This window comes from Aquipseudomonas guryensis (assembly GCF_014164785.1).
Classification (GTDB): domain Bacteria; phylum Pseudomonadota; class Gammaproteobacteria; order Pseudomonadales; family Pseudomonadaceae; genus Aquipseudomonas; species Aquipseudomonas guryensis.
This window is the reverse complement of the sequence record NZ_JACJFN010000004.1, coordinates 347957-363321: the sequence shown is the minus strand read 5'-3', so window position 1 is coordinate 363321 and position 15365 is coordinate 347957. Positions and strand designations below refer to the sequence as shown.

General features: G+C 62.8%; 12 protein-coding genes. 6 read left to right on the top strand and 6 right to left on the bottom strand.

Features of this window, described 5'->3' with window-relative positions:
* Positions 1–5 precede the first annotated feature (5 nt).
* The 5 genes from H3H45_RS16805 to H3H45_RS16785 all read right to left on the bottom strand — a co-directional run bounded on the left by H3H45_RS16805 (position 6) and on the right by H3H45_RS16785 (position 5422).
* Entirely contained in the window at positions 6–818 is an 813-nt protein-coding gene (locus tag H3H45_RS16805) for a crotonase/enoyl-CoA hydratase family protein (protein ID WP_182834843.1), read from the bottom strand.
* Positions 819–1103: 285 nt separating this feature from the next.
* Complete coding sequence (locus H3H45_RS16800; protein ID WP_182834842.1) at positions 1104–3347, bottom strand: Orn/Lys/Arg family decarboxylase; 2244 nt, start codon at positions 3345–3347, stop codon at positions 1104–1106.
* A gap of 122 nt (positions 3348–3469) precedes the next feature.
* Entirely contained in the window at positions 3470–4204 is a 735-nt protein-coding gene (dnaQ, locus tag H3H45_RS16795) for a DNA polymerase III subunit epsilon (protein WP_182834841.1), read from the bottom strand.
* Positions 4197–4652, bottom strand: a complete 456-nt coding sequence (rnhA, locus tag H3H45_RS16790) for a ribonuclease HI (RefSeq protein ID WP_182834840.1) — start codon at positions 4650–4652, stop codon at positions 4197–4199. The genes dnaQ and rnhA overlap by 8 nt, the downstream gene beginning before the upstream one ends.
* 11 nt (positions 4653–4663) lie before the next feature.
* On the bottom strand, positions 4664–5422 hold the full coding sequence (locus tag H3H45_RS16785; RefSeq protein WP_182834839.1) for a class I SAM-dependent methyltransferase: 759 nt from the start codon (positions 5420–5422) through the stop codon (positions 4664–4666).
* A 76-nt stretch (positions 5423–5498) separates the two neighbouring features.
* Between H3H45_RS16785 and gloB the strand changes: the two genes are divergently transcribed.
* Both gloB and H3H45_RS16775 read left to right on the top strand, forming a co-directional pair.
* Positions 5499–6287 carry a hydroxyacylglutathione hydrolase gene (gene gloB, locus H3H45_RS16780; RefSeq protein ID WP_182834838.1) on the top strand — a complete coding sequence of 263 codons (789 nt, stop codon included), beginning with the start codon at positions 5499–5501 and terminating at the stop codon, positions 6285–6287.
* A 92-nt stretch (positions 6288–6379) separates the two neighbouring features.
* Positions 6380–7972, top strand: coding sequence for a lytic transglycosylase (locus tag H3H45_RS16775; protein ID WP_182834837.1), 1593 nt, complete (start codon positions 6380–6382; stop codon positions 7970–7972).
* Between the two features lie 41 nt (positions 7973–8013).
* On the opposite strand, the gene H3H45_RS16770 is transcribed toward H3H45_RS16775, so the two are convergent.
* The gene (locus tag H3H45_RS16770) at positions 8014–9456 is read right to left on the bottom strand and encodes an HDOD domain-containing protein (protein ID WP_182834836.1); all 1443 of its coding nucleotides are present in this window, start codon (positions 9454–9456) and stop codon (positions 8014–8016) included.
* A 146-nt stretch (positions 9457–9602) separates the two neighbouring features.
* On the opposite strand from H3H45_RS16770, the gene H3H45_RS16765 reads away from it, so the two are divergent.
* From H3H45_RS16765 to H3H45_RS16750, 4 genes are read left to right on the top strand one after another with little or no spacing between them, the layout of a single operon-like run.
* Entirely contained in the window at positions 9603–11432 is a 1830-nt protein-coding gene (locus H3H45_RS16765) for an extracellular solute-binding protein (RefSeq protein WP_182834835.1), read from the top strand.
* Positions 11429–13258 (top strand): extracellular solute-binding protein, encoded by a 1830-nt coding sequence (locus H3H45_RS16760; RefSeq protein WP_182834834.1) that lies wholly within the window; start codon positions 11429–11431, stop codon positions 13256–13258. Before H3H45_RS16765 ends, H3H45_RS16760 begins: the two co-directional genes overlap by 4 nt.
* A complete protein-coding gene (locus tag H3H45_RS16755; RefSeq protein WP_182834833.1) occupies positions 13258–14343 on the top strand; it encodes a microcin C ABC transporter permease YejB in 1086 nt (361 codons plus the stop codon). Before H3H45_RS16760 ends, H3H45_RS16755 begins: the two co-directional genes overlap by 1 nt.
* 2 nt (positions 14344–14345) lie before the next feature.
* On the top strand, positions 14346–15365 hold the full coding sequence (locus H3H45_RS16750) for an ABC transporter permease (protein ID WP_182834832.1): 1020 nt from the start codon (positions 14346–14348) through the stop codon (positions 15363–15365).

The following is a 15365-nucleotide window of genomic DNA, read 5'->3' as shown; positions in this document are numbered from 1 at the left end:
CTGCATCAGTCGGCAAATTCGGCTTTCTGCTTGCTCATGTGCGCGGCCATGGCCACGCGCAGATCAGCAGATTGCAGCATGGCGGCATTCCAGTTGGCCACGTACTCCAGGCCGTCATCGACACGGTGATCGCGCATGTAGCGAATCATGTGTTTGGTGCCACGGATGGCGATTGGCGACTTCGCGGCAATCTCGCCGGCCAGTGCCAATACGCCGGCCAGCAGTTCTTCCTGGCTGGCGTAGGTGCGATTGACCAGGCCAATGCGCTGGGCTTCGTCGCCATCGATGGTGCGGCCGGTGTAAGCCAGTTCACGCATCATGCCGTCGCCGATGATGCGCGGCAGACGCTGCAGGGTGCCGACGTCGGCCGCCATGCCCATGTCGATCTCCTTGATCGAGAACTGCGCATCGACAGTGCTGTAACGCATATCGCAGGCGGCGATCAGGTCGATGGCGCCACCCAGGCAATAGCCCTGAATAGCCGCCAGCACCGGCTTGCGGCAGTTGTCGACGGCATTGAAGGAGGCTTGCAGCTGGAGGATCTTGCGGCGCAGGGCTTCGGCATTACGCCCGACATCCTTACCCAGCGCGCTGCCGGCCTGGGCCAGCAGCATCAGGTCGATACCCGAGGAGAAGTGTTTGCCGGCGCCGGAAAGCACCACCACGCGCGCTTCATCGGTGTCGTCGATCCAGCGGAAGATATCGACGATCTCTGCCCAGAAGTCCGCGTTCATCGCGTTGACCTTTTCCGGGCGGTTGATCTGTACGTGGGCAATCTTGTCGTCCAACTCGACACGGAAGGCTTTGTAGTCCGGCACGCAGATCATCCTCGAAGGCGTGGCGCCAGGCGGCGCGCATAGAAACATTGTTATGGGTTTAACCGCCCAACTATAACAAGCATGCAATAAATGTCGATGCTGGCCACTGTGATGGACAACACGCTCGCAAAGCTCAGGTTGTTTCTGACTCTTCTCGTTAAACGCTTGATCTGTCTAAACCTTAGCCCAAAAGCCGGGCGCAGCTAGGCGCTGGCCGCAACGTGTGCTGCGGCCAGACTGAAACATAGGGAAAATCACCGGGCCGCAGCGCTGCGGCCCGGCGTGTCAGGCTTTCAGGCAATCCACGGCGTATTGCCCGTCTTCCTGCTTCTGCAGACCATGCACATCGGCATCGAAGCCAGGGAACTGACGGTCGAAGGTGCGGGCGAACTGCAGGTAATCGATGATCGAGCGGGTCTCGGCGGTAAACCGCTCACCCGGCATGATCAGCGGAATGCCTGGCGGATAAGGTACCAGCATCACCGCGGCGATCCGTCCCTCCAGTTGCTCGATCGGTACCGCCTCGACCTCGCCACGCACCAGCTGGTTGTAAGCGTCGGCCGGCTTGATCGCCACCTGCGGCAGCACCGTGTACATGCGCTTGAGCGCCTTGGCCGTAGCGTTCTCGCGGTAGCAGGCATGCAACTGATCGCACAGATCACGCAGGCCCATGCCGGCGTAGCGCGCGGCATCCTCGCGAGCAATCGAGGGCAAGGCAGCAGTCAACGCCACGTTGGCGTCATAGTGTCGCTTGAACTCCAGCAGCTCGGTGAGCAGGGTGCTCCACTTGCCCTTGGTGATGCCCATGGAGAACAGCACCAGGAAGGAATACAGGCCGGTCTTCTCCACCACCAGGCCGCGCTCCCAGAGGAACTTGCTGACCACCGCGGCGGGAATGCCCGACTCGGCCAGCGCACCTTCGGCGGACAGCCCCGGCATCACCAGGGTGACCTTGATCGGGTCGAGCAGCACATAGTCCTCGGCGATCTCGCCGAAACCGTGCCAGGCGGCATTGGGTTGCAGCAACCAGTCGCCGGTATGCACGCCTTCGCCGCCCGCCTGGTCCGGCTGCCAGATGCTGAACCACCAGTCATCGGCCTTGAGATTCTGCCGCAGGTTGGCCAGGGCGCGGCGGAAGCTCAGGGCCTCATCGAAGGTTTCCTGGATCAGCGAGCGCCCGGCCGGACCTTCCATCATTGCCGAGGCCACGTCCAGCGAGGCGATGATGCCGTACTGCGGCGAGGTGGAGATATGCATCATGAAGGCTTCGTTGAAGCGTTCACGGTCCAGCTGGCGCTGGCCGCCGTCCTGCACATGGATCATCGAGGCCTGGCTGAAGGCCGCCAGCAGCTTGTGGGTGGAGTGGGTGGTAAACACCAGCGGGGTCTTCTCACCGCACTCGGTGCCCATGCCATAGCGCCCGGCATAGAACTCGTGGAACGCCGCATAGGCGTACCAGGCCTCGTCGAAATGCAGCACCTCGACACTGTCGGCCAGGGTGCGCTTGATCAGCTCGGCGTTGTAGCAGAGGCCGTCGTAGGTGGAGTTGGTCACCACCGCCAGCTTGACCTTGGGCGCACGGCCCTTGGCCAGCGGGCTGGCGTCGATCTTGGCCTGGATCGATTCCTTGCTGAACTCGGAGAGCGGAATCGGCCCGATGATGCCCAGTTCGTTGCGCTCCGGGCACAGGTACAGCGGAATGGCGCCGGTCATGATGATCGAATGGAGGATCGACTTGTGGCAGTTGCGATCGACCAGCACCAGGTCGTCGCGACCAACCATCGAGTGCCAGACGATCTTGTTCGCCGTCGAGGTGCCGTTGATCACGAAGAAGGTGTGGTCAGCGCCGAAGTTGCGCGCGGCGCGGGCCTCGGCTTCAGCCAGTGGGCCGGTGTGATCAAGCAGTGAGCCCAGCTCGGGCACCGACACCGAGAGGTCTGAGCGCAGGGTGTTCTCGCCGAAGAACTGGTGGAAAGCCTGCCCCACCGGGCTCTTGCGGTAGGCCACACCACCGCCATGTCCGGGCGTGTGCCAGGAATAGTTGGACTGCTCGGTGTGTTGCACCAGAGCCTTGAAGAACGGCGGCAACAAGCCGTCGAGGTAGTTGTGCGCGGCACGCGCTACCTGGCGAGCGAGGAAGGATACAGTGTCTTCGTACAGATAGAGGATGCCGCGCAGGTGGTTGAGATCGGCCATGGCCTCGGCCGGCGCGTTCTCGATGGTCACCTGCTCGCCCAGGGCGAAGATCGGCAGCTGCGGTGCGCGCACCCGGGCGATGCGGATCAGCTCGACCATGTCCTGCAGCAGGCGCTGATTCTCCCCAGCCCCTTCGGCGGCGACCAGTATGCAGGCCAGGCCGTGGTGGGTGGAGGCAACGATGCGGCCTTCGGCAGAGCTGGCGGTGGAGAGGATGGTGAAGCCATCCTGGCTCAGTTCCTCGGCAATCGCCCGGACGCGTTCGCCGGCCACGGTGTCGGCCTTGATGTCGCGGTGGACGATGAGGACGGGAAATTTCAGGTCTTTGTACATTATGAGTTCCTGAGGGGCCGGCAGCGGCCTATCCCCTCAGGTTAGAAGTTCGCCCGGACGGGCGGAACCCCCTGTGCAGCAAGCTGTAAGAAAAGGTCGCCTGGACAACCTTTGCCCTAGCCTCAGCTTTCTTTCGGCGCTTCCAGCTGCGCCCACAGCGACGGCGCCCCGGCGGACTTTTCGATCACCGCCAGGCGCGCAGCATGGGCCGCCAGCTCGGCCTCGCTGGCGCGGATGATGCGGGTTGGCGCCCGGTTGGCATCCAGGCGAATGATCGGGCTGGGCATCTGCCGGCCGCTGCCATCGCCGCCGTCGCCGGCCAGCGACAGGTGGGTCTGGCCGCCGGTCATGGTCAGGTAGACGTCAGCGAGGATCTCGGCGTCGAGCAGGGCGCCGTGCAGGTCACGGCCGGAGTTGTCGACGCCATAGCGCTTGCACAGGGCATCGAGGTTGTTGCGCTGGCCCGGATGGCGCTCGCGGGCCATCAACAGGGTGTCGAGGATGCCGCAGTAGTCGCTGACTTCGGCGCGCTCGCTCTGCCCGAGCAGGGCGAATTCGTTATTGATAAAGCCGACGTCGAACGCCGCGTTGTGGATGATCAGCTGGGCGCCGTGGATGAACTCGTAGAACTCATCGGCGATTTCCTTGAAGCGCGGCTTGTCGGCAACGAACTCGTTGGTGATGCCGTGCACGGCAATCGCACCCTCGTCGATCTCGCGATCCGGGTTGAGATAGACGTGGTAGTGGCGCCCGGTCAGGCGCCGGCCTTCCAGTTCGACACAGCCGATTTCGATGATGCGATGCCCATCGGTCACCGGCATACCCGTGGTTTCAGTATCGAGTACCACACTACGCATGTTTCATTGCCCTCACTTCATCGACACCGCGGTTGGCCAACTGGTCGGCCTTCTCGTTGCCCGGGTGGCCGGTATGTCCACGCACCCAGCGCCATTCAACCTTATGGCGGTTGACCTGCTCGTCCAGTGCTTGCCACAGGTCGGCGTTCTTCACCGGCTCCTTGGCAGCCGTCTTCCAGCCGCGCTTCTTCCAGTTCGGCATCCATTCCTGGATACCCTTCATCACGTACTGCGAGTCGGTCACCAGACGCACCGAGCAGGGGCGGGTCAGCGCGATCAGGGCGCAGATCGCCGCCATCAGCTCCATGCGGTTGTTGGTGGTGTTGGGCTCGCCGCCCCAGAGTTCCTTTTCAGCACCCTTGAAGACCAACAGCGCGCCCCAGCCGCCCGGGCCGGGATTGCCCTTGCAGGCGCCATCGGTGTAGATCTCGACTATGTCTTCGCTCATTGACTACTTATCTACTGCTCGGAATCGCGGCGGCTGACTTTGGCCACCGGCATTGGCAGCAACTTGCCCATGGCGGCCCGTTGCACAGGTCGCAGCGGCCGCAAGCCGACCACCAGCTTGCGCGCCACCAACAGATAGAAGCCGGCACCCGGCATCTGCCAGGCACCACCCCAGGTCTCCAGCCGGGCCAGGCGCGATTGCCAGGCCGCTGAAGCAAGCGGCGGACGATAGCACCCGAAGCGGCGTTTCTCCAGCGCGAAGCCGAGCAGGCTGAGCCAGTCACTCATGCGCGCCGGCGAGATGCAGCGGGCCTGGCGAAAACCATCACGGGCGAAGTAATGGCGCAGGCCCCAGGCACTCCAGGGGTTGATCCCGACGATCAGCAGGTGGCCACCCGGGCGCACGCTGTGCGCCGCCTCGCGCAGCAGGCCATGGGGCGACAAGCAGAAATCCAGACCATGCTGCAGCACCACCACATCGGCAGCATGCTCACCGAGCGGCCAGGCCTGCTCTTCGCAGGCGATGTCCACGCCAACCAACGGCGCACCAAGGCGAACATTGCAACGGATCTGCGGCGCTCTCGGTGGCTGGGACGCCGCCGGGCCGTAATGCACCAGGTAACCACCAAAATACCGCGCCAGTTCTTCATCCAGGGCGCGGCGCTCTTCTTCCAGCAACAGCTCGCCAAGCGGCGAAGCCAGCCACTCGCGGGCCGCCTGGGTGAGGTCTAGCCAATCGGCATCGGCCTGGGCGAAGGGTTGCTCGTTCATCGGGAACCTCCAGTGACACAAGCAGGGCTTTGCCGCTTAAGATGCGCCAATGCCCCTCACTTGGCGACCCCGAAAAATGTTTCAAATCGACGCCCTGCCCGCCTTCAGCGACAACTACCTGTGGCTCCTGCAAGACCATGCCCAGCGCCGCTGCGCCGTGGTCGATCCGGGTGACGCCGCGCCGGTATTGGCCTGGCTCGCTGCCCATGCGGGCTGGCAGCTCAGCGACATCCTGATCACCCATCACCACCCGGACCATATCGGCGGCATTGTCCAGCTCAAGGCCGCCACTGGCGCCCGCGTGTACGGCCCGGCGCAGGAGCAGATCCCGCAGCGCGACGTGGCCTTGGCTGAAGGTGATCGCATCAGCGTGCTCGACCGCGAGTTCGTCATCCATGAGGTGCCCGGCCACACCCTCGGCCATATCGCCTACTACCATGCCGATCCCGCGCAACCCTGGCTGTTCTGCGGCGACACGCTGTTCTCTGCCGGATGCGGTCGCCTGTTCGAAGGCAGCCCGGCGCAGATGCATGCCTCTCTGAGCCTGCTGGCCAGCCTGCCGGATGCCACGCTGGTTTACTGCACCCACGAATACACCCTGAGCAATCTGCACTTCGCCCGCGCCGTGGAGCCGCACAATGCGGCCATCGCCGCGCACTTTGCCGAAGTCAGCGCCTGGCGTGCCGCAGGACGCATCAGCCTGCCCTCGACCATCGCCCTGGAGAAAGCCATCAACCCCTTCCTGCGCTGCGCTGAAACATCCATTAAAGAAAAAATAGACGAGCGGGAAGGCCCCCAGCAGCGCTCGCCGGACGAGGTATTTGCCAGCCTGCGCAGGTGGAAAGACAGCTTTCGAGCTGGTTAAAAAGTGACCAGAGGACTGGTGAAAACTTGACCACCCCAGGGGGCGTTCCTAGAATCCCCCAACTTTTTAGCGCCGGCAGACACTAGCGACCAATGTTTTTATTACCTTTCAGATCCCTTGATTCAGCTGCATTGGCACAGAGAGCAAGGGCTCTGGCGGTGTTGGCCTGCCTGTTTGTCGCCGGTTGCCAGAACATGGCGCCGTCCAGCCCGGAGAACGACCGCGATACCGATCGCGCCGTCAGCCTGCAGCAGGAACCGGAGTGGCTGAGCCAGGAAGCCGAACCCGAAGAGCCGCGCGACATCTGGGAACGCATGCGCGAAGGCTTCAAGCTGCAGGGCGAAATCGGCGTCAATCCGCGTATCGAGCAGCAACGTCTGTGGTTCGCCAGCAACCCCTCCTTCCTGGAAAACGCCAGCGAACGTGGCAGCCGCTACATCCATTACGTGGTCGAACGCCTGGAAGAGCGCGACATGCCGATGGAGCTGGCCCTGCTGCCGGTCATCGAGAGCGCCTACAACCCGTTCGCCTACTCGCGTAGCCATGCCGTGGGTATCTGGCAGTTCATTCCCTCTACCGGCCGCCACTTCAACCTGCGCCAGACCAACTGGTACGACGGCCGCCGCGACATCGTCGCATCGACCAACGCTGCCATGACCTACCTGAGCCGCCTGCACGACATGTTCAACGGCGACTGGCTGCTCGCCCTGGCGGCCTACAACGCCGGCGAAGGCACCGTCAGCCGGGCCATCGAGCGCAACCAGAAACTCGGCCTGCCAACCGACTACTGGAACCTGCCGCTGCCCAAGGAAACCCAGGCCTACGTGCCCAAGCTGCTGGCCCTGTCGCAGATCGTCATGTCGCCTGAAGCCTACGGCGTGCGCCTGGATCCAATTGCCAACGAGCCCTATTTCGAGCAGGTGGCGAGCAAGTCGGGGCTCGACCTGGCACGAGTGGCAGCCCTGGTCGACATGGAAGAGGACGAGCTGCAAAGCCTCAATCCGGCTTTCAAGAAAGGCATCACCATGGACGGCCCGCAGCACCTGCTGGTGCCTACAGGGAAAGCCGAGCTGCTCAACGCCAACCTGGCCCTGATGAAACCGCAGCAGGTGGTGAGCTGGCAGGAATACCGCGTGCGCAACGGCGACAACCTGCACAGCATTGCCAACCGCTACCACCTGACGGTCAATACCCTGAAGGACGTCAATAAGCTCAAGAGCAACAGCCTGCGAGTTGGCCAGATCCTCAGCATTCCCGCCGCCGGTGATCGCGAGCCGAGCCAGCCACTGCACCAACAGGTTGCCAAGGCTACGCCGAGCGCCGGACCGCGCAGCTACAAGGTGAAGAGCGGCGATACCCTGTGGCAGATCGCCAACAGCAACAATGTCTCGCTGAAAGACCTGCAACGCTGGAACAAGCTCAACGCGCGCAGCAAGCTGAGCCTGGGCCAGACCCTGGTGATCCATGGGGGTAGCGGGGCAAGCGGTGGCACCGGCAACTCGGCGGCCGCCGCCAAGCCCGCCAGCCGCCAGAACGTCACCTATTACCGGGTCAAGTCAGGCGATTCGCTGTACCTCATCGCTCAGCGCTTCAAGGTCGACCTGAAGCACCTGCAGCGCTGGAACCCGCGCAGCAACAGCAACTCGCTGAAACCGGGACAGACCCTGACCCTGTATCTCAACTGAGAGCCGTAGCCCGGATGCAATCCGGGTACGACAGCGACCAATCAGCGCTTGGTCAGCGCCTCCAGGCAACGCCCGGTCAGCTGGGTAAAGCGCTGGAAAGCCACGAACTGCTCATGCTTGAGCGCCCGCCCGGATACTCGGCTATCGGCATACAGCACCCCGATTTCACGGGTTCCAGCCATGATCGGGGCGATAAAGAACATGCCCTGGCCGAGTAGCTGGCGCATCGGCAGGGTCACCAGCTCAGCCAGGTTGTAACTGGCCGGCACTCCCATCCACAAGGCCTCGCGGTTACGCAGGGCGTAGCTGAAGATATGCGGCTGTTCGATTTGCGCCGCCGGCAACTGGAAGTCCGTCAGCCACTGCTCGGTGCCCTCGCCCACTGCCCGCTTGGCGCGGAAACGGGTCTGCCCGTCAGCCAGCACGGCCAGCATCACCCGCTCCAGGCCGGCACCCTGATGCAGGCCCCTGAGCAGAGTATCGAGAATCAGGCCGACATCACCCTTTTGGTTGATCATCATGCCCAGATCCTGCAGCGCCTGCTGCAGCGCCAGCAGGTCCGGCTGCAACAGGCGCGCCTTGCGTTCCTGCTGTTGCAACTTGATCTGTTCGGGGTCGGTATTGGGAATCAGCCGGCACAGCTGACTGGCGCCGAAGGTGGCAGCCACTTCGACGGTCTCTTCGGCGCTCTCCAGCACCTGTTTCAGGGCATCTTCCGGGCTGACCCCAGTGAAGTCCGCCAACTGCTGCACCAGTTTTTCCATCTCCGGCGAGTCCCAGCCGTTCAGAGCCGCCTCACTGATCTTCACGCCCAGGCTGATCGCCCGCACCGCAGGATCATGCTGGTTGCCGCTGCCGTGGGCGAAGGTTGCCAGCTCGCCCAGGTTCCAGCTTTTTACCAGGCCCTGGGTCAGTTGGCGGAAGCTGGTGCCAAGCACCTGGCGCACCGCCTCGTCGACATCCACATTGGGCTGTTCCAGGGCATCGGCCAGCTCGTCAGCCTGATCGCCACCACAGGCCCAGAATGCCAGCTCACCCACTGTGTGCAGCAGCGCGGCGATAAAGACTTCTTCCTGGTTCTTGGTCAGCACGTAGCCGGCGATATTGCGCGCCTGTACGGCAGCATGGAATGAGCGCGCCAGCAGCATCTGCAGCTGCTCGCGCGGCACCTTGGTCAGCAGGCTGTCGATCAGGCTGACCGACATGCCAATCAGGCGCACATTGTCGAAGCCGATCAGCACGATGGCTCGGGAAATGGTGCGGATGCCTTCCTGGGAGGGGTTGTAATAAACGCTGTTACCGACCCGCAGCACCTTGGCGGTCAACGAGGCATCACGCAACAGTACATCGGCCAGTTGCTGCACCGAGGCCTTGTCGACCTGGGAAAGCCGGTGCAAATCCTGCACCACCGCGGCTAAAGCGGGTAATTCGGCCTGATTCAGACGATCTATCCATGCCTGTACACCCACACTGCGTTCCACCAAGATGCCAACCTCTATTTCAATTTGTTTCAGTGTAATCAAATTGATGGCACATGCTCTGAAAAAGGCACTCTTTTTCCTGCGGATACAAGCTGTTACTGTACCGCCCGAGAAGCCCAAACGCCGCCATGGACTGGATCTTGCGCCCAATGCGTCCCCTGCTCCTGCTGATTATTGGTCTGGCCCTGAGCTTTCCCGCCTTCGCGACCCTTAGCGAAAGCCACGGCTACGCCCAGTTCGGCACCCTCAAATACCCCGCCAGCTTCACCCACTTCGACTGGGTGAATCCCGACGCACCCAAAGGCGGCACGCTGCGGGTCATGGCCTATGGCACCTTCGACACGCTCAACCCCTACAGTTTCAAGGGTAGTAGTCCGTCCGCCGCGCCCAACTTCATGCAGTACGGGGTCAGCGAGCTGAACGAACCGCTGATGGCCGGCACCGGCCAGTACGACCCCTCGGGCGACGAATCCGCCACCAGCTACGGGTTGATCGCCAAGAGCGTGGAGTACAGCGAGGATCGCAGCTGGGTGGTGTTCAACCTGCGCGAAGAAGCACGCTTCCACGATGGCAAGCCGATTACCGCCTATGACGTGGCCTTTTCCTATCGCCTGTTGGTCAAGGATGGTCACCCGCAGTACCGCACCAACCTGCAGGAAGTGCAGCGGGTCGACATCCTCAACCGCCACCGCATTCGCTTTGTCTTCAAGCGCGCCGGCAACCCGCTGCTGATCCTGCGGCTTGGCGAATTGCCGGTACTGCCACAGCACTACTGGAAGAAACGCGACTTCAAGGCCACCAGTTTTGACGTGCCGCTGGGCAGTGGGCCGTACAAGGTCAGCGCGATCAGCCCGGGACGCAGCCTGGTGTTCGAGCGGGTCAAGGACTGGTGGGGCGAAAAGCTGCCGGTCAACCGGGGCAAGTACAACTTCGACCGTGTCGAGGTGGAGTTCTACCGCGACAGCAGTGTCGCCTTCGAAGCCTTCAAGGCCGGCGAGTTCGACTTCTACATCGAGCACCAGGCGAAAAACTGGGCCACTGGCTATCGCTTCCCCGCCATCGCCCGAGGCGAGGTGATCCGCGCCGAAATTCCGCACCAGATCCCGACCCAGACCCAGGCGCTGTTCATGAATAGCCGCCGCGCCATCTTCGCCGAGCGCAAGGTGCGCGAAGCCATGGGCCTGATGTTCGACTTCGAATGGACCAACCGCGCGCTGTTCAACAGCGCCTACAAGCGCACCAGCAGCTACTACCCGAACAGCGAGTTCGCCGCCAGCGGCAAGCCGGAAGGCCGCGAATGGCTGCTACTGTCGCCCTACCGCAAGCAACTGCCGGCATCCTTGTTCAAGGAGCCGTTCAGCCTGCCGGAAACCGACGGCCGCGGCATTCCGCGGGACACCCTGCGCAAGGCCATGAGCCTGCTGGGCGAAGCCGGCTGGAAACCTTCCGGACACAAGCTGATCAACAGCAAGGGCGAGCCGCTGCGTTTCGAAATCCTACTGGTCAATCCGAACCTCGAGCGCATTCTCCAACCTTATACCGAGAACCTCGCTAGCATCGGCATCCAGGTCAACCTGCGTACCGTCGACCGTGCCCAGTACAAGCAGCGCCTGGATCACTTCGACTACGACATGATTCTCATGACCCTGCCACAGAGCCTGAGTCCGGGCCTGGAGCAAGTGCAGTACTTCCACTCCAGCCAGGCCGCGGTCAAAGGCAGCAAGAACTACGCGGGCGTCACCCATCCGGTAGTCGATGCACTGCTGGAAAAACTCCTGGAAGCGCAGACCCGCGACGAACAGGTGGCCGCCAGCCGCGCCATCGACCGCGTGCTGCTCTGGCAGCACTACAGCATTCCCAACTGGTACATCAATCATCACCGCCTGGCGTACCGTAACCGGTTCGCCTTCGTCACCACCCCGCCCTACACCCTGGGGCTGCGGGCCTGGTGGCTGAAGCCCACGGAGACCGCTCGATGACTAACCCCCTGCGCGCCCTGGGCGCCGGCCTGCTGCTGATAGCCGGCCTGGCCCAGGCCGCTCCGCAACACGCCCTGACCCTGTATGGCGAGGCGCCCAAATACCCGGCCAACTTCCAGCACTTCGACTATGTGAACCCGGATGCGCCCAAGGGCGGCATCCTGCGCCTGCCGGGTCTGAGCGGCTTCGACAGCTTCAACCCGTTCATCACCAAGGGCAATGCGCCGGCGCAGATCGGCCTGATCTACGACAGCCTGACCTACCACTCACCGGACGAACCCTTTACCGAGTACGGCCTGCTCGCCGAGAAGATCGACAAGGCGCCCGACAACAGCTTCGTGCGCTTTATCCTCAGCCCCAAGGCCCGCTTCCATGACGGCACCCCGGTTACCGCCGAAGACGTGGCCTTTACCTTCAACACACTGATCGAGAAAGGCACACCGCAGTACCGCCACTACTACGCCGATGTGGCGCAGGTGGTGGTCGAAGACAAACTGCGCGTGCGCTTCGACTTCAAGCACCCGGATAACCGTGAGCTGCCACTGATCCTCGGCCAGCTGCAGATCCTGCCCAAGCACTGGTGGGCTGATCGCGACTTCGCCAAGAGCAGCCTAGAGCCACCGCTGGGCAGCGGCCCCTACCAGATCACCAAGGTCGAACCGGGCAGTGCCCTGCGCTTCGAACGGATCAAGGACTGGTGGGCCAAGGACCTGCCCGTGGCGCGCGGTCAGTACAACTTCGACACCATCCAGATCGAGTACTACCGCGACAGCGCAGTCGCCCTCGAGGCCTTCAAGAAAGGCAGCTTCGACGTCAACCTCGAGTACTCGGCCAAGGACTGGGCCACCGGCTACGACTCCCCGGCCCTGAGCGCCGGCAAGTTCGTCCAGCAATCCATCACTAACCACAACCCGGTAGGCATGCAGGGTTATGTGTTCAACCTGCGCCGCCCGCTGTTCCAGGATGCCCGCGTGCGCGAGGCAATCGCCCTTTTGTTCGACTTCGAATGGGCCAACAAGCAACTGTTCTACGGGGCCTACAAACGCACCCACAGCTATTTCGAGAACTCGGAAATGGCGGCCAGCGGTCTGCCGGACGCCGAGGAGCTGAAGCTGCTCGAACCCCTGCGCGCCCAGCTGCCACCGGCAGTCTTTACCCAGGAATTCAAGCCACCGGTCAGCGATGGCAGCGGTATCATTCGCGAGCAGAGCCGGCGCGCCTACCAGCTGCTGACCGAAGCGGGCTACCGCATCGACAACGACAAGATGGTCGATGTCAATGGCAAGCAGCTGAGCTTCGAATTCCTCAACTTCCAGGCCAACCTGGAACGGGTGATCCTGCCGTTCAAACGTAACCTGGCCGAACTGGGTATAGATCTGCAGATCCGCCGGGTCGACGTATCCCAATACATCAACCGCCTCAACTCGCGCGACTTCGACATGACCTCGGCCATCTGGTCGCAGTCCAACTCGCCGGGCAATGAACAGCGCGAGTACTGGCACTCCAGCAGCGCCGACAACCCCGGTAGCCGCAACTACATGGGCCTGCGTGACCCGGCCATCGACAAGCTGGTGGAGGGCCTGATTCGCGCCGACTCGCGCAAGGCACTGATCACCCACGCCCGCGCCCTCGATCGCGCCCTGCTCTGGGGCCACTACGTGGTGCCCAACTACTACGTCGACACCTGGCGCGTGGCCTACTGGAAGCGCTTCGGCCGCCCGGCAGTCACCCCACTGTATGACTACGGCCTGATGACCTGGTGGGAAGAAGCGCAGAGCAGCGCGCCCGTCGCCGCGCCAGCCGAACCTGCGCAGGAAGCCAACTGATGCTCGCCTATATCCTGCGCCGCCTGCTGCTGATCATCCCCACCCTGCTGGGCATCCTGCTGATCAACTTCATCATCATCCAGGCCGCGCCAGGCGGCCCGGTCGAACAGATGATCGCCAAGCTGGAAGGCTTCGATGCCGCCTCCGGTGGCGCCACCGGGCGCATTTCCGGCGGCGGCGGCGAAGTGGCGGTGGCCGGCTCGACCTACCGTGGCGCCCAGGGCCTGGACCCGGACCTGATCGCCGAGATCGAGCGCATGTACGGCTTCGACAAGTCGGCGCCGGAACGCTTCTGGATCATGCTGAAAAACTACGCCCAGCTAGATTTCGGCATGAGCTTCGCGCGCGACACCTCGGTCATCGACCTGATCATCGAAAAGATGCCAGTGTCGATTTCCCTGGGCCTATGGAGCACCCTGATCACCTACCTGATCTCCATCCCCCTAGGCATCGCCAAGGCCACCCGCCACGGCAGTGCCTTCGATGTCTGGACCAGCTCGGCGATCATCATTGGCTACGCCATTCCGGCCTTTCTCTTCGCCATCCTGATGATCGTGCTATTCGCCGGTGGCAGTTACTGGGACTGGTTCCCGCTACGCGGACTGACCTCGAACAACTTCGACGAACTGAGCCTCGGTGGGCAGATCCTCGACTATTTCTGGCACCTGGTACTGCCGGTGACCGCGCTGGTGATCGGCAACTTCGCCACTCTGACCCTGCTGACCAAGAACAGCTTCCTCGACGAGATCAGCAAGCAGTACGTGATTACCGCTCGCGCCAAGGGCCTGACCAACCATCAGGTGCTCTACGGCCATGTGTTCCGTAACGCCATGCTGATCATCATCGCCGGCTTCCCCAGCGCCTTCCTCGGCATCTTCTTCACCGGCTCGATGCTCATCGAGGTGGTGTTCTCCCTCGACGGTCTGGGCCTGCTCGGCTTCGAATCGATCGTCAATCGCGACTATCCGGTGGTGTTCGGCACCTTGTTCATCTTTTCCCTGTTCGGTCTGCTGGCCAAGCTGCTCAGCGACGTGTCCTACACCCTGGTCGACCCGCGCATCGACTTCGATAGCCGGGAGAATTGATGATGAAACTCTCCCCTCTCAATCAGCGGCGCTTTGCCCGCTTCAAGGCCAACAAGCGCGGCTGGTGGTCGCTGTGGCTGTTTCTCGCGCTATTCACCCTCAGCCTTGGCGCCGAACTGATCGCCAACGACAAGCCACTGGCGGTGCGTTACGACGGCGAGTGGTACTTCCCGGTGTTCAAACGCTATGCGGAAACCACCTTTGGCGGCGAATTCCCGCTGCAGGCCAACTACAAGAGCCCCTACATCCGCGAGCTGATCGCCGCCAAGGACGGCTGGATGCTCTGGCCGGTGATCCCCTTCGACTACAGCAGCATCAACTACGACCTGCAGGTGCCCTCGCCCGCCCCGCCCTCGGCGCAGAACTGGCTAGGCACCGATGACCAGGGCCGCGACGTGCTGGCGCGGATCATCTACGGCTTCCGCATCTCGATCCTGTTCGCCCTGGTACTGACCGTACTCAGTTCGATCATCGGGGTGATCGCCGGCGCCCTGCAGGGCTTCTATGGCGGCTGGATCGACCTGGTCGGCCAGCGCTTCCTGGAAATCTGGTCGGGCCTGCCGATGCTGTTCATGCTAATCATCCTCTCCAGTTTCGTGCAGCCGAGCTTCTGGTGGCTGTTGGGGATCATGCTGCTGTTCTCCTGGATGACCCTGGTCGACCTGGTGCGCGCCGAGTTCCTCCGCGGGCGCAACCTGGAATACGTGCGCGCCGCCCGTGCCCTGGGCATGCAGAACGGCGCCATCATGTTCCGCCACATCCTGCCCAACGCCATGGTTTCGACCCTGACCTTCATGCCCTTCATCATCACCACCGCGATCGGCACCCTGACCTCGCTGGACTTCCTCGGCTTCGGCCTGCCCGCCGGGGAGCCCTCGCTGGGCGAACTGGTGGCCCAGGGCAAATCCAACCTGCAGGCGCCCTGGCTGGGCATCAGCGCCTTCGTCGTACTGGGGTTGATGCTGAGCCTGCTGGTGTTCATCGGCGAAGCGGCTCGCGATGCCTTCGATCCGAGGAAATAA